The sequence below is a fragment of the Microcoleus sp. genome, from assembly GCF_041354475.1.
Classification (GTDB): Bacteria; Cyanobacteriota; Cyanobacteriia; order Cyanobacteriales; family Microcoleaceae; genus Microcoleus.
The window spans coordinates 1-23,276 of record NZ_JBGJZU010000076.1; the positions used below are offsets into that span (position 1 = coordinate 1).

19 protein-coding genes are annotated in these 23,276 nt (G+C 43.2%); 11 read left to right on the top strand and 8 right to left on the bottom strand.

The features are described 5' to 3' along the window. Nucleotides 1-386: 386 nt before the first annotated feature. The 3 genes from ACBR23_RS22780 to ACBR23_RS22790 form a co-directional block, all read right to left on the bottom strand. Nucleotides 387-752: a response regulator transcription factor gene (locus ACBR23_RS22780; protein WP_340522932.1), complete on the bottom strand. Its 366-nt coding sequence runs from the start codon at nucleotides 750-752 to the stop codon at nucleotides 387-389. 311 nt (nucleotides 753-1,063) lie between these two features. Beyond that, nucleotides 1,064-3,385, bottom strand: a complete 2,322-nt coding sequence (locus ACBR23_RS22785) for a GumC family protein (RefSeq protein ID WP_371117630.1) — start codon at nucleotides 3,383-3,385, stop codon at nucleotides 1,064-1,066. 178 nt (nucleotides 3,386-3,563) lie between these two features. Next, nucleotides 3,564-5,048, bottom strand: coding sequence for a polysaccharide biosynthesis/export family protein (locus ACBR23_RS22790; protein ID WP_371117629.1), 1,485 nt, complete (start codon nucleotides 5,046-5,048; stop codon nucleotides 3,564-3,566). A 280-nt stretch (nucleotides 5,049-5,328) separates the two neighbouring features. Here ACBR23_RS22790 and ACBR23_RS22795 point away from each other — a divergent pair, with 280 nt between their 5' ends. From ACBR23_RS22795 to ACBR23_RS22820, 6 genes are all read left to right on the top strand, one after another. Beyond that, nucleotides 5,329-6,720, top strand: coding sequence for an O-antigen ligase family protein (locus ACBR23_RS22795; protein WP_371117628.1), 1,392 nt, complete (start codon nucleotides 5,329-5,331; stop codon nucleotides 6,718-6,720). 143 nt (nucleotides 6,721-6,863) lie between these two features. Continuing rightward, nucleotides 6,864-8,201, top strand: coding sequence for a flippase (locus ACBR23_RS22800; RefSeq protein WP_371117627.1), 1,338 nt, complete (start codon nucleotides 6,864-6,866; stop codon nucleotides 8,199-8,201). A gap of 236 nt (nucleotides 8,202-8,437) precedes the next feature. Then, on the top strand, nucleotides 8,438-9,721 hold the full coding sequence (iscB, locus tag ACBR23_RS22805; protein ID WP_341738056.1) for an RNA-guided endonuclease IscB: 1,284 nt from the start codon (nucleotides 8,438-8,440) through the stop codon (nucleotides 9,719-9,721). An 87-nt stretch (nucleotides 9,722-9,808) separates the two neighbouring features. Beyond that, nucleotides 9,809-11,008 carry a hypothetical protein gene (locus tag ACBR23_RS22810; RefSeq protein WP_371117625.1) on the top strand — a complete coding sequence of 400 codons (1,200 nt, stop codon included), beginning with the start codon at nucleotides 9,809-9,811 and terminating at the stop codon, nucleotides 11,006-11,008. Nucleotides 11,009-11,028: 20 nt separating this feature from the next. After that, nucleotides 11,029-11,967, top strand: coding sequence for a glycosyltransferase family 2 protein (locus tag ACBR23_RS22815; protein WP_371117624.1), 939 nt, complete (start codon nucleotides 11,029-11,031; stop codon nucleotides 11,965-11,967). A 31-nt stretch (nucleotides 11,968-11,998) separates the two neighbouring features. Further along, entirely contained in the window at nucleotides 11,999-13,264 is a 1,266-nt protein-coding gene (locus tag ACBR23_RS22820) for a glycosyltransferase family 4 protein (protein WP_371117623.1), read from the top strand. On the opposite strand, the gene ACBR23_RS22825 is transcribed toward ACBR23_RS22820, so the two are convergent. After that, on the bottom strand, nucleotides 13,261-13,986 hold the full coding sequence (locus tag ACBR23_RS22825) for an FkbM family methyltransferase (RefSeq protein WP_371117622.1): 726 nt from the start codon (nucleotides 13,984-13,986) through the stop codon (nucleotides 13,261-13,263). The genes ACBR23_RS22820 and ACBR23_RS22825 overlap by 4 nt on opposite strands. An 80-nt stretch (nucleotides 13,987-14,066) precedes the next feature. Between ACBR23_RS22825 and ACBR23_RS22830 the strand changes: the two genes are divergently transcribed. The 5 genes from ACBR23_RS22830 to ACBR23_RS22850 all read left to right on the top strand — a co-directional run bounded on the left by ACBR23_RS22830 (nucleotide 14,067) and on the right by ACBR23_RS22850 (nucleotide 19,444). Further along, on the top strand, nucleotides 14,067-14,948 hold the full coding sequence (locus ACBR23_RS22830; RefSeq protein WP_341738061.1) for a glycosyltransferase family 2 protein: 882 nt from the start codon (nucleotides 14,067-14,069) through the stop codon (nucleotides 14,946-14,948). A 34-nt stretch (nucleotides 14,949-14,982) separates the two neighbouring features. After that, complete coding sequence (locus ACBR23_RS22835) at nucleotides 14,983-16,140, top strand: glycosyltransferase family 4 protein (protein WP_371117621.1); 1,158 nt, start codon at nucleotides 14,983-14,985, stop codon at nucleotides 16,138-16,140. A gap of 136 nt (nucleotides 16,141-16,276) precedes the next feature. Beyond that, nucleotides 16,277-17,506: a glycosyltransferase family 4 protein gene (locus ACBR23_RS22840; RefSeq protein ID WP_371117620.1), complete on the top strand. Its 1,230-nt coding sequence runs from the start codon at nucleotides 16,277-16,279 to the stop codon at nucleotides 17,504-17,506. A gap of 56 nt (nucleotides 17,507-17,562) precedes the next feature. Beyond that, nucleotides 17,563-18,645 (top strand): NAD-dependent epimerase/dehydratase family protein, encoded by a 1,083-nt coding sequence (locus ACBR23_RS22845; RefSeq protein WP_340524708.1) that lies wholly within the window; start codon nucleotides 17,563-17,565, stop codon nucleotides 18,643-18,645. Then, entirely contained in the window at nucleotides 18,638-19,444 is an 807-nt protein-coding gene (locus ACBR23_RS22850) for a WecB/TagA/CpsF family glycosyltransferase (protein WP_371117619.1), read from the top strand. Before ACBR23_RS22845 ends, ACBR23_RS22850 begins: the two co-directional genes overlap by 8 nt. A gap of 149 nt (nucleotides 19,445-19,593) precedes the next feature. Here the strand turns inward: ACBR23_RS22850 and ACBR23_RS22855 are convergent, their stop codons facing one another. From ACBR23_RS22855 to ACBR23_RS22870, 4 genes are all read right to left on the bottom strand, one after another. Further along, complete coding sequence (locus tag ACBR23_RS22855; protein WP_371120495.1) at nucleotides 19,594-19,791, bottom strand: hypothetical protein; 198 nt, start codon at nucleotides 19,789-19,791, stop codon at nucleotides 19,594-19,596. Nucleotides 19,792-19,905: 114 nt separating this feature from the next. Next, nucleotides 19,906-21,153 carry a glycosyltransferase gene (locus ACBR23_RS22860; RefSeq protein WP_371120496.1) on the bottom strand — a complete coding sequence of 416 codons (1,248 nt, stop codon included), beginning with the start codon at nucleotides 21,151-21,153 and terminating at the stop codon, nucleotides 19,906-19,908. Nucleotides 21,154-21,877: 724 nt separating this feature from the next. Next, nucleotides 21,878-22,837, bottom strand: a complete 960-nt coding sequence (locus ACBR23_RS22865; protein WP_371120500.1) for a DUF362 domain-containing protein — start codon at nucleotides 22,835-22,837, stop codon at nucleotides 21,878-21,880. A gap of 96 nt (nucleotides 22,838-22,933) precedes the next feature. Next, nucleotides 22,934-23,260 (bottom strand): hypothetical protein, encoded by a 327-nt coding sequence (locus ACBR23_RS22870; RefSeq protein ID WP_341738067.1) that lies wholly within the window; start codon nucleotides 23,258-23,260, stop codon nucleotides 22,934-22,936. Between the last annotated feature and the right edge of the window lie 16 nt (nucleotides 23,261-23,276).

Below are 23,276 nucleotides of genomic sequence, written 5' to 3' on the forward strand. Positions count from 1 at the left end.
CGATTGAAATAGTCACTTCATTGGATTCCATAATAGAGGATACCTAACTGTATACACTCTATTATGTGTACATTCCGGTAAGTTTGTCTATATATGGGTAGATTTTATCTGACAGTTCCCAACCCTTGTAATTTTGACAACCATTCCCCTTATCCTTAGACTCTACAGTCTAGTCCTACTTCCAGTTGCCTGTTAAATCGGTACTTCAACGCAGGGCTCGATGGGGCACAAGTGCCACGAGCGGGAGAAAGGGGGATTTTCCTTCGGGCATTGGTTGATACCCCTTTGTTAAGAGATGCTCTTAACTTATATGTTTGTTAGCATTTGTTAGCAAAAAAGTATCGGAAATACGCAACAGGATTTTTCCTGTGGCGATCGCCTCAAGCTTAAGCCCGCAGCAGTTGCTTGATCGTGCCTACCAATTCCTGGGGGTGAAAGGGCTTAGCAATGTAAGCATCGGCACCTTGTTTCATACCCCAGTAGCGATCGAACTCCTCACTTTTGCTCGAACACATTACCACAGGCAAACTCTGAGTTTTGGGGTCACTTTTGAGTCGGCGACAAACTTCATAGCCATTCATCCGGGGCATCACGATATCCAAAACTACCAAATCTGGGCGATTTGTCTTAATTTGCTCTAGAGCTTCTACGCCATCACTAGCTACCGTGACGTTCAGTCCTCTACCTTTGAGCAAGTCAGCGATCATCTCCCGCAGAGTTACGCTATCATCAACAACCATAACTGTACTCATAGAATAGTCCTTACCAAGTTTCTGGGTTGAAACGTTCACAATAAAAGATATGTTAGCTTGATTGAAATTTTGCTCTTTGGGATTTAGTTTACCCACTTTGCCTCGTTTCCCAATCATGTTTTTCAGGATTAGCGCGAAATTAAACATCCGCGAAATCTCGCTTGACACACCATGCTATGTTCGTTAGTCTATCATTTTCTTTCTTAAATGGTACTTTTGTCAAAAATTGCTGATTTAGTTTGGTTTTCGGTTTCGCAGCCACGGTCCCTGACGCCAGACTAAAGAAATCACTCGGATGAGAGCACCGTTTGTCAATTATGATTTTTTTGATCTAAAACGGGTAGTTTTTCCTCGTAGAGGGCATCTATAAGTGCTGGGCGCTGGCGGTAGTTTTGACCTGAACTTTTTAAGCCGTTAGCAACCATTCCCAAGATGGAAGCTCCTGAAATTTTTAATTCTTCCAAGACTTTGGTAACTTGGGCTCGGTCGGTTTTGGCAATTTTCACCACCAATACCGTACCGTCAGTGTGAGCTGCGATCAAGTGGGCATCTGCCAAGCCGACTAGAGGAGGCGAGTCGTAAATCACTAAGTCAAAAAATGCTTGAAATTGCTCCATCAGATACTGCATTTTTTTGGAGGAGAGAAACTTAATCGGATCGGGAGGAATTTGACCTGCGGTGAGTACGAACAGGTTTTCCTCGGAGGGGGAGCGCTGAATGACTTCGTTAAGACTGAGGTCTGTAGAGATGACTTCGCTGAGCCCCCGCAGGTTTGGTAGTCCTAACTTAATGTGCAGTTGCGGAGAACGCAAATCTGCATCTATTAATAATACTCTCTGCCCGACCGCGGCGGCTGTGGCCGCTAGGTGCAGGGCTACTGTCGATTTTCCGTCTCCGTCTAAGGCGGAACTGACTAAGAGCGATCGAATTGGTCTGTCGGCAGTTAGCAAGTTAATATTAGTGTAGAGCGATCGAAATGCTTCTAAAAACGTATAGTCGGAATCCCTAAAAATCCCCGTATCTCCCAGGTTGGGAATAGGAGGTTTAGCATCGACTGGCTGAGCATTTTTTGCTTTCACCGAGGTGAGTTTCCTAGTTCTAACTGGAGAGCGGCGCTTGATTTTTTTCGTCAATGGGATTACTCCAATTATGGGAAACTTTGTTGCCATTCTCAAGGATTCAGGAGTATGGAACACATTATTGAGTACCTCCACCAGTAACCCAATCGCTATCCCCAGCAAACTACTTAAAACCACTGCTAGGACTAACTGTTTGCGAGTTTGTTTGACCGTTGAAGTTATATATTTTCCGAATTTATCTAAGGGGATTTCTGGAGGGTTAATTAGTACCCAAGGTATTTGCTGCTGAGCCGCATCTATCCGCAAAGCTTCTCGTTTTGCCAAAAAGTCGGACAAACTTTTAGTCACCACTAGCAGTTCTTGCTGTAAGTTGTCGTATTCTCTAGTTGTCAAGGAAAATTCTCTATTTTTTTGATTCATTTGTTTTTGTAACTGATTCATTGCCAAAATTCGTGATTCAATTTCTTGGATTTGGCTGTTCAAATTTTTCATCACCACTTCTTTAGCTTGTTGACTTGCTGTTAATATTAGTTCTTGCCTCGTTTTTTTGAGTGCTAAAATCGGCAAGCTGTCCTCTCTGTACTGAGCTAATTTTAGGGAAGTTTCTGAGTCAACTTTTTGGATTTCACCTAATAATCCTGCGTAAGCTTGTCCTTGGGTGATTAATATGCCAACGGGGTTATTCTGTTCCAGTAGTTTTTGATAATTTTGGTAGACAGTTCGCATCCCTTTTAACTGTACTTGGAGTGTGGCTTGCTGTCCCCGAATGCTCTGAACTTGTTCTGACAGAGATCTTCCTTCTAGCTGGGGGTCAAACAAGTTGCTCTGCTGACGCAGTTTTTGAACTTGTAGTTGCAAAACTTCGACTCTTTCTCGGAGCTTCGGCATCTCCATATCTATAAACTTAATTCCTTGATTAATACCTGTTAGTCGCTGTTGCAAACTGTACTCTAAATAAGCTTTAGAAACTTGATCCAATACAGCATAAATTCTTTTGGGATTTGAATCTTTGTACTTAATTTCTAAAATTTTTGTCCCTTGCTGTTTGCCATCTTTTTCATAGCTAATCCGGTTTATTGATATTTTTGACATGAGGTCATTGTAGGTCATATTAGGATACAATATCCGCATTTTTTGTAGCACTGGTCGCATCATTCTGGGACTGCGTAAAATCCTAATTTGCGTTTCATAATCTACTAAACTAATCCCTTCTATATTGATTTTAGCCAAGTCAGCAGCTACGGTATTATCTAATTGTTTGGATAGTAAACCTTCAGCGGTAGCTGGTTCTACCAACAAGGAAAACGAGCCTTCATAGTCGATGGTAATGTTTTTAGAGTTTTTGAGGATCGCCACTCCCACCAGGGAACTCAAAGCAATGCTGGTTACTACCATTACTAGGAGGCGGCGACGTACCACCCCAAATAGCCAAGATAAGTCTAGTTTTTCTTCTTCTATTTCTTCAAACTTATCTCTGTAGTTAGGAGCAGACAAGGGAGACAATTGACCATTAGATTTTGGTAGGAACGGTTGATAATTTTTTCTGGTATCCATATTCAGTGTGTGTATTAGAGAGGTTGATATTTAAGATGCTACCGATATTTTAGAGGTTGATATTCCAAATACTACAGTGCTACAACTCCGGGAAAATCCTATTCCTTAGTTTATTCTAACCGAGCGATCGGGCCCGATCGCCAAATTAAGACTTCCTGCAATTTTGCCCAATACCTGCTCATCGGAATATAGAGCGGATCAGGTTGAGAAAATTTAACACTCCGGTAGCAGGGCCTAAGGGCCCAAGGACTGTATTCATACGGTCTACGAATTTGATGAGACCGCTGCGCGAGACTACGATCATATCGTTGTTGCGGAGTTGAGGATTTTTTTCCTCGTTAATTCCTTGAGTTAAATCGACTTGGATCGTGCGTTTAGTGGCGGTACCGTCAGTATTGAGACGAATTAGGTCAACAGTTTCTCTAGTAGCTCTGCTGTTTTCGTAGCCAAAAAATCCTCTAGAGAGCAAAGCCTGATTCAAGGTAGCATTGGCCGGCAACTTGATTGGTTCCAGAGGAGTTCTGACTTCTCCTACCACAAACACATTGATGGCGGGGGGAGCAAAGTTAACGTTAGCCAAGAGACCGGCTTCGGCAGGGTTGACGATAGTTGCTTTAGGAACGACGATTGTATCTCCTTGCTGGAGGATGGTATCTTGGGACCCGTCGCCGGACTCTAGGAATTGCCACAGGTTAACTGGGATAATTTGTTCGCCTTTTCTGGTGATGCGACGCACTTGAATTTGACGGATATCTGCCTCTGAAGTGATGCCACCGGCTAGCTGAATAGCCCTGATGACGGTGGGGAATCCTTCCCGGCTCAGGCTGTTGGTGGTGTTCCCACCAATGACGACGTAAGCTCCAGGGCTGGTGACTTGGCCGACTATGGAGATGGATCTAGGTTTTTCTGGGGGTGGGGAAAAGTTGGCGGTCGCGAATTGGCGTGCTTCTGCTTGGTTGAAGTTGGTGACGGTGGGAATCACAATGGTGTCTCTGTCTTGCAAAATGATGTCTTGAGAGATGTCTCCTTCCTGCAAGAATTTCCACAGATTGACGTTGAGCACTTGGTCTGGACCGTCGGGTTGGGGCCGGCGGACACGGATGTTACGGATGTCGGCGACACCAGTGACACCTTCAGCGAGTTTGATGGCTTGAGTGACGGTTGGGTATTGGACTGAGGGTGTTACACCTGGACCTGAAGCGAGGGTGATGGTGAAGTTTCCGGGCCTGGTGACTTCTCCGATGACGCCGACGTTGAGGGGGCGGGCGGCGACGAGGCTGACTGTGACTATCGGGTCTTTGAGGACGCGGCGGTAGGCGTTGCGGATAATAGTGGTGGCTTCTACTAAGGTCAGGCCACGGATTGATATTAAACCGATTAGGGGTAGGTTGACAGAACCGTCGGAGAGAACTTCGTAGCCGCGGGTGAGTTCGGGTACTTCCAGTATTTCTACTTGGATGCGATCGCCTCCACCTAGTTTATAGCTTTCCGGAGATCTCCTCAACCCTGTAGGGGGTGTGGTGGCTGCACCGGGACGTAATCGGACTTGCGCCGTAGCACTCCCTGGGCTTCCTAGGGAAATCATACTCGCCCAGGCGATCGTCCACAAGGTTAAACTCAATACGGACAGGGTTATTTGTTTAGGAAAATCAATCTTAACCACAGGCTACCTATTTGATTACTAGCATCTTTCACCAGTTTAATCGCTCATCATGGAAATGCCTTGTTTATGGCAGACGGGCGGTTGTGCATCTATATTGTCTATGGTGGTGTTAGAGGTGGAGAGAGTCAGAGGCGAGAGGATTTTTGATAGGGCTCAAGAAATTTACAATCTATAGCACTTCTCACTCAAGCGACATTCCCTCGCCAGTTAATTAACACTTCTTTAATTCCCAATCTCAAATCTCAAATTTGAACCTCTTAGAACTCAAACAAATATATTTATGGCAAAAATAATTAAGGAACTAATTCTCAGCAATAATTTGTTGCTAATTATATTAGGATTGAGCGTATTTATTCTTACTCTCTTCATCTTTCAGATAGCTAGTCAAAAAAAAATTGGTCTTACTTTAGAAAGATGGTTTACTATTTTGTACATATTCGTATCTCCTCACGTCAATTTACCTCCTTTTAATTACCTGCATTTTGTAAATATTGCTGAAGCAGAAAAAGGAATTATTTATCAAATTCCTTTTCTTTTTTATCCATGGATTGCATTTCTTTTATGTAGCAGATTAGTCAAATTTTTAAACAAGCAATTTGTGGAAGGTTTGTCATCATTAATATTGAGAAACCCTGCGGGTTTTGTGTACTTTTTGTTGCCAATTACATCGACACTTTGGTCGCTAGTTCCTGATATTACACTAAAAGCAGGAATGGCATTTACAGGTTTTACAATTGTTAGTTTTTATATAGGTTCACGATATGAGTGGCATGAGCTATCGGGGTTACTGCGAGGGGGCTATACCTCCCTCGCTATAGTTAGTTTTTTGCGACGCCCGAATGTGGGACGCGAATTTGCCGGAATTACGGGTCACAAAAATGCTTTCGGTAGCATCATGGTTATATGTACAGCACTTTGGTATCTTCACTATTCCCAAGGTGCTAAAACTCAGAAAGAACGCTGGATAGCTCTGGGATTAATGTTTTTTTCCTTTTATTTGGTGAGAGCTACTAGCTCTGGCGGTTCTTTAGTTAATAGTTTGATGCTCATAGTTGTAGTATCATCATTAAGTTTTTTGAGTAAATTAAAATTTCAATGGGCTTTTACTTCTATTGTCGGATTTACGGTGCTGGGAATCATTGCCAGCGTTTATATTATCGATAACTTAGAGTCCATTGTTGTGGGAGGCTTGGGAAAGGATTTGACCTTGACTGGACGCACGGAATTCTGGCCAAAATTAATCGATGCAGCCAATCAGCGTCCTTGGTTTGGCTATGGATTTGATGGATTTTTTCAACAAGATGAAGTCGGAGAGCAAACCCCAGCTTATTTTATATATACGACCAATGGGTTTCAGCCCAAAACGGCTCACAATGGTGCCATATCAATTTTGCTTTCTTTTGGTTATCCAGGCATGATTCTAATTTTAGTTTCTCTGTTAACTAATTTAATTTTTGCTGTCAGAGAACTGAGTCGCCGCCCGCTATCTCAATCGGGAATCCCAATTATTTACTTAGTGTTTATTATTTTAAATAATATAACGGAAGGTTCTATAGGTGAGATTGGGGATGTCTGGCTGGGCTACGTGATACTGACTGTTAGGCTCAGTATAGATAGTGCCAAATCTTCATCCATGCCCCACCTGAGCGACCAACGGGAGTTGGAGTCTTGATCGGGATTCCGACTCAATCTAGATTAAGTTTAAAATTTGACCAATGAGTAGAATTCCGAGCTATGGTATTATTACTACTCTGGGCATTGACTATCGAAGTCTCAACAAACTGATTTATCTATTTAAGGACTCAAAACTTTCTAATGTTAGATAAACTAGCAGTGGCCAGTCAAAAAATCGGGCCAGGTCTTCGTCAGGTACTCGTGAATCTGGCGTGGCTGTTCACGGACCAAATTTTGCAGATGGCTCTGGGTTTGATCGTAGGGCTTTGGGTGGCACGCTATCTGGGGCCGGTGCAATTTGGTTTGCTCAACTATTCGATCGCCTTTGTTTCCGTCTTTAGTTCGGTAGCAACCATGGGATTGGGTGGTATCGTCATCCGGGATATCGCTCGCAATCCTGAATGCAAAAACGAAACCCTGGGGACAGCCTTCGCGATGCAATTTACTGGTGGCTGCATCACTCTGTTGTTAACTGTGGTGATGATTTCCCTATTCAAGCCGAATGACACTCTGACTCGCTGGTTAGTGGGCTTGATCGCAGCCGGGACGGTATTTCAAGCTTTTGAGACGATAAATTTTTGGTTTGAGTCCCAAGTCCAGTCAAAATATACAGTGCTGGCCAAGAATTCAGTCTGTTTGTTGGTAGCCGGAGTCAGAATTGGATTGGTAATGCTGGGGGCACCACTACTTGCCTTCGCAGGCATTCGCTTGGCAGAGGTGGCGATCGTCGGCATGGCCTATTTATATTGTTATAAGCTTACGGGAAATAAAATTCAGGATTGGCAATTCAGTTGGTCCAGGGGCAAGGAACTACTGCAGGAAAGTTGGCCGATTATGTTATCTGCATTTGCAGTTTTTTTGTATTCAAAGACCGATCAGCTCATGCTGGGTGGGATGAATAAAAATGCTGAACTGGGATATTATGCTGCGGCGGTTAAGATTTCCGAAGTCTGCGATTTTTTGCCGATGATTATATCTTCATCTATTTTTCCCAAATTAGCTAATTTAAGAGATAAAAATTATGAAGAATACATGAATAAATTTCAAATTTACTGTGATAGTATGATGATACTATGGTTGGGAGTGGCACTCCCAATTTCATTGCTTTCTCCTTGGATAGTAAAGGTGCTTTACGGTGACAAGTATAGTAGTTCAGCAGCGGTACTGGCAATCTATGTTTGGGCGCAATTTGGGAGTAACTTTGGGGTGGCGCGCAACACCTATTTTACGATAGAGGGTCAGTTGCGGTACAGTCTGTACTTGACAGTCATCGGCTCCATTTTTAATGTGGGGTTAAACTGGTTTCTGATTCCTAATTATGGAGCGATTGGTGCAACGGTAGCTACTCTGATTACTTATTTCTATGTGATTATTTTAGTCAATTTCATGATTAAGGAATTGCGACCTTTTGGCAAATTAATTTTGAAATCGCTTAACTTGTACAAAGCGGGTTTTCGGATAATGGGATTAATAAAGTAAGCAACCCCGGTCTAAAGACATGGGGCTTCAGCAAATAAACTGAAGCCGTGCTTACCCGCCTCGCGCCTTAATTGGCTACGTTATTGGGGTTATAACACCGGAGAATGCGACGCTAGTTTTCCGCTCTGTTGTTTGCAGTTAAACAGTTTTATGGTCACTGACACAGTGCTGCAAGCGTAAAAAGCCCTTATAACATTGGCAAAGCGAACTTTACGAGAAATCGAAGAGACACAACAATGTCTATCCAACCAAATTACGTTTTTGTTTTAGATGCCAACCGCAAACCACTAACACCATGCAAACCGTCTTTGGCACGCAAACTATTAAAGGTTGGTAAATGTAAAGTTTTCCGACTTTACCCTTTCACAATAATTTTGAAAAAAGTGGTGTCTCAAGACCCGCAACCTGTAACTTTAAAGATAGACCCTGGTTCAAAAGTTACTGGAATAGCTATACTTCGAGACTCCGAGCTAATGTGGGTAGCTGAATTAACTCATCGCGGTCAAGCAATTAAGGGATTGCTAGAGTCTCGTCGCTCTCTACGGCGCAGTCGCAGAAATCGGCACACAAGGTATCGTCAAGCGAGGTTTTTGAACCGAACTAGACCCGAAGGTTGGTTAGCACCTAGTCTTCGCCACCGTGTAGAAACGACTTTAACTTGGGTAAACAAGTTGTCAAGACTTGCACCAGTTCACACAATCTTTCAAGAATTAGTCAGATTCGATTTGCCAAAAATGGAAACCCCAGAAATATCAGGAATTGAGTATCAACAAGGAAAGTTGCAAGGTTACGAAGTCCGTGAGTATCTTCTTGAAAAATGGGATAGACGATGCGCTTACTGTGGTGTGGAAAATGTACCGCTACAAGTTGAACACATTCATCCTAAATCATCAGGTGGAACCAATAGAGTATCTAATCTGTGCTTAGCCTGTGAACCTTGTAATACCAAAAAAGGGACTAAGGATATCAAGATATTCTTGGCGAGAAAGCCCGATATTTTGAAGAAAATCTTGGCACAAGCTAAGCGCCCATTGAAGGATGCGGCTGCTGTCAACTCAACCCGATGGGCTTTGTTTAATCGCCTGAAAGAAACAGGCAAGGTCATTGTCACGGGTTCAGGCGGATTGACCAAATTCAACCGTTTACGGTTAAAATTACCAAAAACCCACTTCTTTGATGCAGTTTGCGTAGGGGATGCGCCTAATATTTCTGTATTAGCAAATCAACCCCTAAATATCAAAGCCACTGGACATGGTTCAAGACAGATGTGTCGCACAGACAAGTTTGGATTTCCTTCTCGGTACGTTCCGAGATTAAAATTTGTCAAAGGTTTTCAGACGGGTGACATTATAAAAGCTGTTGTTACTTCGGGTAAAAAGATTGGCACTTATACGGGCAGGGTCGCTGTCCGCTCATCTGGCAGTTTTAATGTGTCAGCAGTCCAGGGATTAATTCAAGGAATTAACTACAAATGTTGTTTTCTCATTCATCAAAAAGATGGATACAATTATGGATTTTAAAACTCTTGACGGGACACTAAATTATCCTGCGTCCCTTTTCCTCCCAGGGCTAAAGCCACTGGGTTTCCAAGCTCCCGTGAGGTTTTTATGATTAAAATCAAACCCGACATTCAGCAGCAATCCAATTGTCCCAGAACAGGTGCTGCTCTCACACCCATCGAGGTCCTATGGCAGGGGATTCAGATTTGTGTGAAATCTAAGTTAAAGGACTCTGACACTGAAATAATCGATGTATTGAGAGTTGGTCATGGGTCTCACACATCCATTCAAGTTGATTTAGCAAAAGGAGAGGTTTTTTCTGGGGATAAGAGGATGGCAGAATGGTTAGGAAAACCCTTGCTCCATTCACTCCAAAATCCGAGACCTGAGAAACTTGAAATCACCAAAGAAATTTTTAAGAAGTGCGATCGGGTAATCATCTTAAACTGTATTGACTATCTTTACGGTCACTCCCTGTTAAAGTTACTCAATGCAGAAAGACACTTGGATTGCAACCCGGAATTTGGGCTAATTACGATCGTGCCTAAGTTTTTAAGGTGGATGGTTCCCGAAGGAGTGGCGGAAGTCTGGACAGTACCTATCTCTTTAAAAAATGGTCTGAATTATTACCCCAGCTTTGCCGAGTTTGTGCAGGAAGAAACTAAACGTTTTGAGGAGATTTATGTCAGCGAAGCCTATTCTCATCCGAGTCGGTTTGACATCACCAGGTTTACGAGGGTGCCCAAACACAATTTTGATGGAGAAGAAATCAAAATTACTTTTATCTGGCGCGAAGATCGTTTGTTAGTTAATCGTTTTTTGTTCCGAGTTTTGAGAAAGCTGAAGGGTCAAAAAATTGCACTATGGCTCCAAAATTTGATGATTCAGGAAGTATTTAAGAAAATCAGGTTGCAGATACCAACGGCTAAATTTGCAGTGGCTGGTCTGGGGACAACAACTAAGTTCCCAGAATGGATTAAAGATTATAGGGTGGATAGTTTTACTGAAAAAATTGAACAGGAAATATGCCACTTGTATGCAGAAAGCCGTTTAGTAATTGGTCTGCACGGCTCTAATATGCTACTGCCTTCGGCCCATGCTGGCATGACCATTGATTTAATAGATGAGCGCTGGGGCAACTTTGCTCAAGATATTATCTACCAAGAAAGCAACCCTAGAATGGCTTCTGGTCGCTATAGATTTTTGCCATATCAGACGAAAAATGATACACTGGCATTCATAGCGACTGTGATGGTTCTGAATTTTGCTGAGTTTAAATCCTATATGACTGCTGATGTTGTGAATTAAAATTATAGTAGAGAATTTAAATGTTGGATTGGCAATTGAAAACTCCCGTCGCATTTATTATTTTTAAACGCCCGGAAGAAACCGAAAGGGTGTTTGCAGAAATTCGCAAAGTGAAGCCACCGAAACTGTTAGTAGTTGCGGACGGACCCCGTGCAGATAGACTGGGGGAAGACCGAGATTGCGATCGCGTTCGTGCCATTATTGAGCGAGTAGATTGGGACTGCGAAGTATTGAAAAATTATGCTGACGTAAATCTGGGCTGTCGGCTACGGGTTTCCAGCGGTATCAATTGGGTGTTTGAGATGGTGGAAGAGGCGATTATTATTGAGGATGACTGTTTGCCTCATCCGACCTTTTTCCGTTTTGCTGAAGAATTGCTCGATCGCTACCGAGACGATCGCCGAATCATGTCAATCTCCGGTCAAAATGTTCAGTTTGGGCGAAAAAGAACTGATTACAGCTACTACTTTTCTCGCTACAATCACTGCTGGAGTTGGGCGACTTGGAGACGAGCTTGGCAGCACTACGATTTAGATATGAAGTTGTGGCCGGAAATTCGCGATGGTAATTTTTTGGCGGATGTACTGGGAGATCCGCAAGCAGTAAAAGTTTGGACGAATACTTTTGAGCTTTGTTATGAGAAAAAGATAGATACTTGGGATTTCCAGTGGGCTTTTGCTAGCTTTATTCAAAATGGTATGAATATTCTAGCTAATGTCAATTTAGCTTCTAACATCGGACACGGTACGGGGGGAACTCACACGGGGGATGTCACCAGTCCATATAATAATATGGCAGCGGAAGCCCTAACATTTCCGTTGAAACACCCACCCTTTGCAATTCGGGACGCCCAAGCAGATAATTTCACTCAAAATACTTTGTATGATTACGATCCGCCGCTGCTAAAGAAGATACAAAAAAAAGTCCATAAAGTGTTGACACAAATCCGATCGCATTAGACGTTCTAAATCTAGAGGACAGGCAAGGTAGATGAAGGTTGTAGTTCTTAATAGTTCTGATACGGTCGGTGGTGCAGCCCGCGCAGCTTATAGACTGCACGCAGGTTTGCAGGGGATTGGGGTGTCTTCCCAAATGCTGGTGAAAAATAAGATAAGTGGGGATGCAAATGTCATTGTGTCACAGGATGGGGTAGCCAACAAGTTTGATAAGATTATTTCGACTATATCAAATGCTCCATTACGGCTTTATCCTCAGAGAAATCCCGCCATATTTTCTCCTCAATGGCTACCAGACTCCCTGGCTGCGAAAGTTGCCAAAATCCAACCAGATATTATTAATTTACACTGGGTTTGTGGCGGGTATATGCAAGTAGAAACCATTCCGAAGTTTAATAAGCCCCTAGTCTGGACTCTCCATGATATGTGGCCTTTCACGGGTGGATGTCACTATAGCGAAGAGTGCGATCGCTATACTGAATCTTGCGGTAGCTGTCACCAACTCCACAGCAGCAAGGATGGGGATTTGTCGCGTTGGGTGTGGCACAGGAAAGCGAAAGCTTGGAAAAATCTTAACTTAACTTTGGTTAGCCCTAGTGCTTGGCTGGCGAAATGTGCTAGTTCTAGTGCTCTGTTTAAAGACGAGCGAGTTGAGGTAATTCCGAATGGGATTAATACTCAAAAGTACAAACCCATCAACCGGCAATGGGCTAGAGAAATCCTGAATTTACCTCAAGATAAACAAATTGTACTCTTTGGCGGTGCTAGCGGTACGGGCGATCGCTGGAAAGGATTTAACTTGCTGGTATCGGCTTTGCAAAGTCTCAGTAAATCGGGCTGGAACGATCGCATACAGTTGCTAGTTTTTGGTTCTTCGGGAGCAGCCAATCCGATTGAACTTGGTTTTAACACGCATTACTTAGGTAAATTCGCTGACGACGTTTCTCTGGCAATAGTTTATGCAGCAGCGGATGTGTTCGTGGCTCCTTCTGTTTACGATAATTTACCGAATACGGTGATGGAAGCGGCAGCCTGTGGCATCCCCAGTGTCGGATTCAAGATTGGGGGAATGCCAGATTTGATCGAGCATTGCTCCAATGGCTACTTAGCTAAACCTTATGAAACAGAAGATTTAGCTACAGGTATTGCATGGGTACTAGAAAATCCCGATCGACACCAAAAACTCTGCACCAGGGCGCGCCAGAAAGTCGAACAAGAATTCACCTCAGACATACAAGCTCGCCGCTACTTGTCGCTGTTTTCTGAACTCGCCAGCGCCGCCAACAGTGCAGCCAATTAAACTAACTGTTTCCGCTGCTGTGGTGTCGCAAAAAAATGAGACTTTCTAAATAGTCCGTTTTCTTTAACAAACACCATATCTACCTGAGCCAACGCTCCATCGAGAGGGCGGATGTAACCTCCAAAAATATCGTAGGTGACGAATCCGCGCTCTTTCATATAACTCACAACATCGTATAATTGCGGGCCACCAACAAAGAATTGAAACAGGGATACTTCCAGTATGATTACTTCTGTATCCTCAAGCATCTGACGACAGCCATCTAAAACATTCAACTCGGCACCTTGGACATCAATTTTCAATAAATAAGGGGCTTTTAAGTTTTTTTCCCGGCACACATCATCGAGAACAACTAGAGGGATTTCTCTAGGTATACCGTCGGCCAGACTGCCTTCTGACTCGTTGAGAGTAGAAGATCCGTAGAGTTGAGGGTGAACATTAATCGTAATATTTCCCGCTTGAGCACCGGCGCCGGCCATGATATACTCAGCATGGTATTTTTGACAAATTGCTTTTAAATTTTTCTCGTATTCGATCAAAGGCTCTACCAGTAAGAAGTTGGTTGTGGGGAACTTTTCGTACAATTCAAAAGTCCCGTAGGCAACGCCGACATCTATAACTGTTTCTGGTTGAAAACCCAACTCGATCAACTGATCGAGCATACCGTACATAGATGTTCTCATGCCTTTTCGCGGGACATCAAATCCCAGAGGCTTAAGCATTTGGTACGCTATTTTTTTTAGGAATTGCCTCATAATTTTTTCCAGACTACAATAATATTGAATGAAACTATTATAGATTGATGAAACCACACAGCACTATAGCGACAATCATAACTTGCCACAATCGCAAGCAAAAGACCTTAGCTAGTCTCGCGGCATTATTCAATCAGATACTACCAGCAGATGTATTGCTGGTGGTCTACTTAGTGGACGATGCCAGCACTGATGGTACTCGCGAAGCTGTGCAGGAGACTTATCCCCAGGTGAAATTGCTGGGCGGAGATGGGAATTTGTTCTGGAATGGGGGAATGCGGCAGGGATTGGCGGAAGCGATGAAGCATGATTATGACTACTACCTCTGGCTCAACGATGACACTGTACTGGAACCGTCGGCTGTGAACACTCTGCTGGCAACGTCCAGAAGCTTGGCCGAGCAAGGCCACAGGCGACCGATTGCAGTGGGTTCTACTCACGATGCGACAACTGGGGCGCTGACTTACGGGGGCTGGTTGCGGACTAGCTGGTGGCACCCTCTGCATTTTCGTCTGCTGGAACCGATCGCCGAAGCTCAACAGTGCAGTACAATGAACGGCAACTGCGTTTTGATACCGCGAGAGGTAGTTGAATTAGTGGGTAACTTAGACCCAGCTTTTATTCACAGCATGGGAGATATTGACTACGGTTTGCGATCGGTGCAACAAAATTGTACAGTTTGGGTAGTTCCCGGATACGTCGGAACCTGCTCGGCTAACCCGTCTGAGGGTAACTGCTGGGAAGACCCGAACATGAGTTTGCTTGATCGCTGGAAACAGGTAATGCAACCCAAAGGTTTTAGTCCCAAAGAGTCGAAAGTGCTCGTAAAGCGGCACACAAATATATTGTGGCCGATATATTGGCTGCTACCTTATTTGAGGTTGATTCTCACCTCAGTCCGCCGAGGGCCTTTAGGCTATCGTGGCTAATCAGCTCTACTCCTACAACTAAAAGGTGAATCGCATGGATGAAATCCGCGTCGCTTGGCTAGTCCCGGAAGTCGAATTGGGAGCTTACTGGCAGCCAGTATTGAGAGAATTTACCAAAGTATTTAAGAATACAGTTTTTTATACTGGTCGTGTTTGGTCTGGATTCGATCCGACGCTACCAGGAGCATCTTCGATTGTATTGGTAGGCGAGACTAAGTTTGTCGAAACGGAAAAGATTGAAACAGGGTACGATCGCGGTTTTATCGCCGTATCACCCAGTATCATCGGTCATTTGCTCAAATTTAGACCTCATATAGTTTTTCCTCAAGCTTTTTCTTTGTGGACTGTCTTGGTGGTGCTTCTTAAACCTATTTGTCGGTGGCGAATTGCCATTATTTATGATGGTAGTTCCCCGAACACAGATTTTCGAGATTCGAGTTTTCGGACATCTGTCAGACGCATATTAGCGAAGTTTGCTGATGCTTTTGTTTCTAACAGCGAAGCAGGAAAAAGATATTTGGTAGAATCGCTGAATGTACCAGAAGCGGAAGTTTTTACGAGAACTTATTTAGTTCCCGATGCGGAAACGCTGCTGAAACCTTTGTCCACAACTAAGGTCAAAAAATTAGACCTCAAGCAGCCGATTTTTTTATATGTGGGGCGGATTACCGCCAGAAAAGGAATTAAGACGCTGTTAGAAGCTTGTGCTCTTCTCAAAAAACAAGGATATTCTGATTATACTTTACTGATTGTTGGCAAGGGAGACCAGCAGGAGGAATTGGAAAGTTTTATTAGAGAACAAGATTTTTACGAACAAGTAAAATGGGTGGGATGGGTAGATTACGGAAGTTTGGGGACTTATTTTGACCAAGCTGATGTTTTTGTATTTCCTACTTTTGAGGATGTCTGGGGCATGGTTGTACCAGAAGCAATGGTGTTTGGAAAACCGGTATTGTGTTCAAAGGGTGCGGCTTCCTGTGAATTGATTGTGTCAGGGGAAAACGGTTATATTTTCGATCCTAGTCAGGCTCAGGAGTTAGCAGAAAAAATGCAAGTTTTTCTAGATAATCCTGATTTGATTGAGTCGATGGGGGAGCGGTCGCGACAGCTAATTGCTCAAAAAACTCCTGAAACGGCGGCTAAAGGTTATGTCGAAGTTATCTCTTTTTTAATGAAATCAGTTAACTGTTAACTGTTCGCAGTTGTTAGTTGACAGTTGTTATTTGTTAGCAATGCCCAGTGCAGCGATGCCCAGTGCAGCGATGCCCAATACTTCGGCTACGCTCAGCACAGGTGCCCAATGCCCAATGCCCTATACCAAATAATTGATGAAAGTTCTATTATCCGCTTTTGCTTGCGAACCAAATCTCGGCTCTGAAGAAGGAGTCGGATGGAATACAGTGATTCAAGCTGCTAAATATCACGAAACTTGGGTATTTACTCGCACTTTTTGTCGATCGTACATAGAAGCAGAATTAGAACGCAATCCAGTACCCAATTTGCATTTTATTTATTTTGACCCCTTTGGGTGGAGCGAAGATTGGAAAGGGAAACAAGGATTGCTGCAACTTCACTACTATTTGTGGCAAATCTGGGCTTATTTTATCGCTCGGAAACTCGATCGCGCGATCGGTTTTGACATAATACAGCACGTAACTTATGTGAAACATTGGTCTCCCAGTTTCCTAGCATTATTACCGCACCCTTTCATTTGGGGGCCTGTGGGGGGTGCAGAAGCAGCACCAAAGCCTTTTTGGCAAGATTTTAGCCGCCGGGGCAAAATTTACGAAACTCTCCGGGAATGGGCTCAAAGATTGGGGGAACGCGATCCGTTTGTAGGGCTGACGGCGCGTCGCAGTGTTGTCGCGTTAGCAACTACCGAAGAAACGGCGGCAAGACTCCGATTTCTGAAAGCAAAAAATGTGAAAATTTTCTCGCAAGTCGGTTTGTCGCAGCCGGAAATTCAAGCACTAGCAAAATTGCCAACTCCCCCGGAACAACCCATTAGATTCATCAGTGTCGGTCGTCTCTTACACTGGAAAGGAGTGCACTTGGGACTCCGTGCATTTGCGGAGGCGAAGCTGGAACAATCGGAATACTGGATTGTGGGAGATGGTCCAGAAAGGCAGCGTTTGGAAACTTTGGCAACAGAATTGGGAATCAAAAACCAGGTTCATTTTTGGGGTTCTCTACCTCGTGGTGAAACTCTTTCTAAAATGGGGGAATCTCACGTTCTCCTTCACCCTAGTTTGCACGATTCTGGGGGTTTTGTCTGCACGGAAATGATGGGGATAGGTCGTCCGGTGATTTGTTTGGATTTGGGTGGTCCTGCTACTCAGGTTACTGCTGAAACGGGCATTAAAGTTCCGGCTACAGACCCCGATCGCGCTGTGGAAGGTTTAGCAGAAGCTATAGTGTGTTTAGGCAAAGATCCTTTAGGGCGATCGCGTTTGGGTGAAGCAGGTAGAAAGCGCGTCAAAGAAGTATATGATTGGGATGTTAAAGGTAAATTTTTTGCCCAATTGTGCGAAGATCTACTCGATCGAAAATCTGGCTAACTTCTGATGTATTCGATCGCCAAAATATCAAACAATATTTCTGAGGAGGATAAAATTTGAGCGTTGCAATTATTACGGGTTCTGCGGGTTTAATTGGTTCTGAAGCCTGTAAATTCTTTGCTAAACAAGGCTTGGATATAGTGGGCATTGACAATAATATGCGCCAGTTCTTTTTTGGTGCAGATGGTTCTACAAATTGGAACCGCCAACAGCTAGAACAATCCTTGGGGACTAAGTATTACCACTTAGATATTGACATTCGCGACTATGAAGCAATTACCAATATCTTTCAGCGGTACGGCGAGTCGATCGAATTAGTAATTCACACCGCAGCCCAGCCGAGCCACGATTGGGCAGCCCGTGCTCCTAAAATAGATTTTACCGTCAATGCCAACGGCACGATAAATCTTTTAGAAGCAACTCGTTTGTACTGTCCCAAAGCCGTTTTTATTTTCACTTCTACCAACAAAGTATACGGGGATACACCAAACAAATTGCCTTTAGTGGAATTAGAACACAGGTGGGAAATTGCACCGGGTCATACTTACGAAGGGGGAATTCGGGAAGATATGTCCATCGACCAATGTTTGCACAGTTTGTTTGGTGCATCCAAAGTAGCTGCCGACATTTTAGTTCAAGAATACGGCCGCTATTTTAATATGAACACGGCTTGTTTTCGGGGAGGCTGTCTGACAGGCCCGAATCATTCAGGAGCTCAATTGCACGGCTTCCTGGCCTACTTAATGAAATGCGCGGTGACAGGAACTCCCTACACCGTTTTCGGATACAAAGGTAAGCAAGTCCGGGACAACATTCATAGCGCAGATTTAATTTCAGCATTTTATGAATTTTTCAAAGCTCCCAGAAGCGCAGAGGTTTACAACACAGGAGGTGGCAGGTACAGCAATTGTTCTATGCTAGAAGCTATCGAAATGTGCGAGACAATTGCCGATCGCAAATTCAATTGGACCTATGCTGAAAGTAATCGCATAGGCGATCATATATGGTGGATTAGTGACAATGGAAAATTCGAGAGTCACTACCCAGATTGGAAAATGAAATATAACGTCAAACAAATTCTTCAGGAAATTTATGAATGTAACCACGACCGTTGGCTTAAAGAGGTGCCAAATGATTGACAAGGGTAAAAAGAATGTTCTGGGAATCTTAGTAAATGCGGTTGATTATAAAGCGGCAGTTAGCAAAATTATTGGCGCAGCTCGCGCCGGCAAACCAATGTCGGTTTCGGCTTTAGCGGTGCACGGCGTAATGACAGGAGTCCTTGACAGCACTCACCGCTATCGCCTCAATCACATCGACTTAGTATTGCCAGATGGACAACCAGTCAGATGGGCATTAAATTTGCTCTATAATACAGAATTGCCCGATCGCGTTTGCGGGCCGAATGCGATGTTAGAAATCTGCGAAAGTGCCGCCGTCGAAGGGTTGTCTATCTATCTATACGGCTCTAAACCTTGTGTACTTGAGGCTTTATCTAAAAATCTTTGCCAGCGTTTTCCCAAGTTAATTATTGCGGGAATGCAGCCTTCTAAATTCCGACAGACTACTACGGAAGAAAAACATCGCATCGCTCAGGAAATTCGCGACAGCGGTGCAGCAATTACTTTTGTAGGTTTGGGGTGTCCCAGACAAGAAGTTTGGGCCTACGAATATCGCGATGAATTATCAATGCCTCTGATTGCTGTAGGTGCTGCTTACGATTTTCATTCAGGAAATTTGGCTAAATCTCCCGATCTTTTAGGTAAGTTGGGTTTAGAATGGCTGTTTCGACTTGTCATGGAACCAGGGCGTCTTTGGCAGCGGTATGTTTTGTTGAATCCACTTTATATCGGGCTGTTTTTATTACAAGCTTTGAAATTAAAACAGTTCGATCCTAAAGATGCTACGCCACCTATGAAAGAAGTATTGTACGGTTAAATATTCCAAGGTGGTTGGGAATTGTGGGTTTTCAGAAGTAAAAAGTAAAAAGTCGAGATAATAACTAATTGGTTTGAGTTTTGACTGTAAATTTATCAGGGTGCTTATTAAAGATAATCCATAGACAGCCCTGCTACAGCAGGGAGTTTTTAGCTGAGTTTGGCGATCGCATTATTAGCGATCGGGCGCAATGGTGATGTAATATCAATTCCGGTTGTATCGGAATGATTTAACCACGAAGGCGCAAAGGACGCGAAGGAAGAGAAGAGAGAGTTTAATACAGGATGATGAAGAGAGGATTTGATGTAACCAAAATCAAATCCCATGGAAGTGCAAACAGTAGTCACCTCAAATACCCCCTTTAGATCTTAAGTCTGCCAAAGCCTACTTAATGGTAGTAATAGCGGTTTCAATCGCCACCGAATAAAGGGGGTAATCAGGGTAAATCGCAGGATTTAATATTACGCAAAAATCGGATTTGCCTCTTCAGATAATCGACTTTCGGTAGCTTCTTCAGGCTGCTTTGATTGGGCAATCACCTGCTGCATATGTTCTACGCGAGCTTTAAAAGTCTTCTCAAAAGTATGCTTTTGAGCAAAATGAAGAGACTTGAACGACATAGACTTAATTGCTTCCCGCTGCTGGCTGAGTTGTGCAATTTTCTGGGCCATCACTTTAGGTTGATTCATTGGTACAACCCATCCGGTTTCCGACATTGCAGAAATCCCCTCGAATGCTTCGTTAGCATAGCCCACAATCGGCACTCCACAAGACATAGTTTCTATGTAAGTACAGGAAGGATCGCCCTGACGGTGACAGCAAACAAACAAATCAATATTCTTCTTTACAAAGGGGAAAAACTCAGTTTTAAAGTCTGGTACGCCAAGCATTTTCACCAAGTTCTGAAGTTGATTAGCTGCGATGGTCTTGTGCATCGTCTTTTCTAAATCACCTGAACCGCTGATGAACAGTTCAAAGTTAACTTTCATTTGCTTCAGTTCTTGAGCAACCAAAAGTAAATGATCGGCTCCTTTCATTTTAACCAGGCGACCTGAAAACAACAAACGTAGAGGCCTATCTTGCAAGCTGTTTGCAGTGCGTTTTTCAATTTCTGCCTCTGTGGCTAACATATCCTCGCTAATCCGGGTGTCAAAGAAAAACAGTGGATTGCGATTGATATGCTTGTAGGCTTCGTAGGTAGGAGTGCCGTTGCATTGCAATCCATCTGCCATGACGATCGCCTTGCACTGCTTTTTTTCCTGATTGTATTCCCACAGCAGTTTCCGCAGGCGCATAATCGGATTACTTGTAGTTACACTCGCAATTTGGTTGCGCGTTTTCAAAGTGTATTCAGAAACATAAATACACGGCACTCCCGCTAACTTACAGACTTGAGCAATATGGTTCTGTCGGTATCCGGGCACTGCTAATACTACAGAGCTGTGGTGTTTTTTCAGTAAAGCTGGCGTAATCAGATCGAAAGAAATCACCTCTAAATTAAAAGGTAGTTCATTAATCTTGAATACTTTTTGATCGATATTGCCGTTCTCGAATTGGGATTCTTCCATCATCACAGTAATGGAACCATCCCAATAATTATTTAATTCAACTATCGCTTCTATTAGTTTACGGGTGAGTAAAACTTGACCATCTGGCAATAGTTTTGCTTGTAGAGGTTGTAAGATTGTCAGGTTGTTGTTAGTAGGCATCTGCTAGATATTCCTTTGTGGTGGTGATTTTTTATTGTCGATCTAGTAATGAATCCTTGGTGGAATTGAAAAAAACATCCATACCCATAAAATATATCAACCGAATTTAGGTTTCCATCCCTGATACGAGAAGGGTTTCTGAAACTGTTTCAGAGCTTTGTAATACCGACAGATGGATAAAGCAACTGGATTAAACTTTGTACATTTAATAACAGCCATCTTTCCGATCAAATACGGGTCTATTACCCCTCGAAGGCTAGGCGGTTGAAACCGCTAACATACCAGCTTTCGCTCGAATTCTATTGACTAATAAATAAAGGGGTTATTCAAGCCGGATTTAGTTGATATGTGGGGATTATCATGCAAGATCAGTACAATTGTCAATATACTTTTTCTATCTTTACTGAGTCTTTATAATTTATCGCTCAATTATAAATATTAGTGCAACTTCCCACTAACTACAGTTCAAATTGAGACCTACTCGAAGTATTTATACCTAAATATCATTTTCCGATTGCTGCGAGCTAGCAAAACAGCACGAGTGATTCACGAATTCTGAATACAATGATACAAATACTTTAAACCATAGGATTTAGGACAAGCTTATTAAAGCTTAACATAAAATCTATTTGAGATTGTAACATATGCGTCATATTTCTTCACAATTAACAGGGCGAAGCACAAGGTATAACAACAGGAACTTTTACCCATTTCTTTCCGCGAGCTAATCGGAAACCCGGATGCTGAACCTTTCTTTAATAAACCTGATATAAAGGTGTTTGAACGCCGACTTGACCACACGAGGCATACCAAAGTCGATCGGCATCATATTTTCCGGCAACTTCCAATCCCACACCTTCAGACTCTCCGGCTGCAACAGCGGAAAATCAATAGCCTCTAAATTCGAGCAAAGCCCCAACTTCATCGCCGCCACCACAGTCGGAACACTAGCGGGATTAGCATTAATAATTTCAACTATGGTTCTATCCAAAGCAAACACATCACTTGATGCGCCCAAAATTCCCAAAAACTTAGGTTCGCCACCACTTGGCCCATTACCTTCGTGTCCAATAATTCCGTCCAAAATAGTCAGATTTGGGTTAATTGTGCGTGCAGTTTCTACCAGCATTTCACCAAATCTGGCGCTATCTTTACCAGCTTCCATGTGCCACCAAGCCTTCATTTTACCTGGAACACAGCCGAACAAATTTTTGACGCCCATTGTCACGGTTAATTGGACGTGAGATTTCAATTTTGGCAAATTAATTACGACATCTGCTTCCATTGCTTCTTTGCAAAGTCGGAGATGATTGAATTCGTCACTGACAGTTTCGTAACGTTTTCCCTGAAATTCTACTACTGGCAAATTCAGTTCTTCTAGCAGTGGCAAATAGCCGTTGGCTTTGGCAACACCCATAGCACTCCCAAAGGCTGGGCTGTCACCTAAAAACGGTTTTCCACCCGCTTCTATTACCATTTTTCCCACACAATAGACCAATTCTGGACGGGTGACGCATTCTTTGGTGGGGCGAGAACCTGTGAGTAGGTTGGGTTTGAGTAGAACACGATCGCCCTTTTTGACAAAAGCTGACATTCCCCCCAAGGGTGCTATCAAGCTTTCTAAGGATTTTTGCAAGATTTGGCGATCGTAGGAATTAGCTCTAATTAAACTAACTTTAGGCATGATTTTATGGGTTATTTGTTGTTTGTTCATGGTTATTGGTTATTTGCTGCGCCCTGAGCGTAGCAAGTAACCAATAACCAATAACCAATAACTAAATTATATATCCATTGGTAATCTGCCAGCAGCTCCACGCTGCATTGTCGTAACTCGCTGGGAGTTAGGGAATATTCCTTGACCTTGAAGTTCTGGAATCGCGGGTTTTATTTCCACTTTCACCACTCTGGATGTACAGATAAAAACGGTTTGATCGTTTAAATGAAAAGTCAACCAAGGTTGGCTTAATAAATTCATTACTTCCTCTTGAAAATCTCGTGCAGGCATAGAAATTGTAAACGTTTCTGCCTGACCTTCCACATAATAAAAGGTAACTTGCGTTGTATTCTCTCTATCAGGGACTAACTTACTAAAAGAACCTGCGCGCATAAATGTTGCTCCGAAA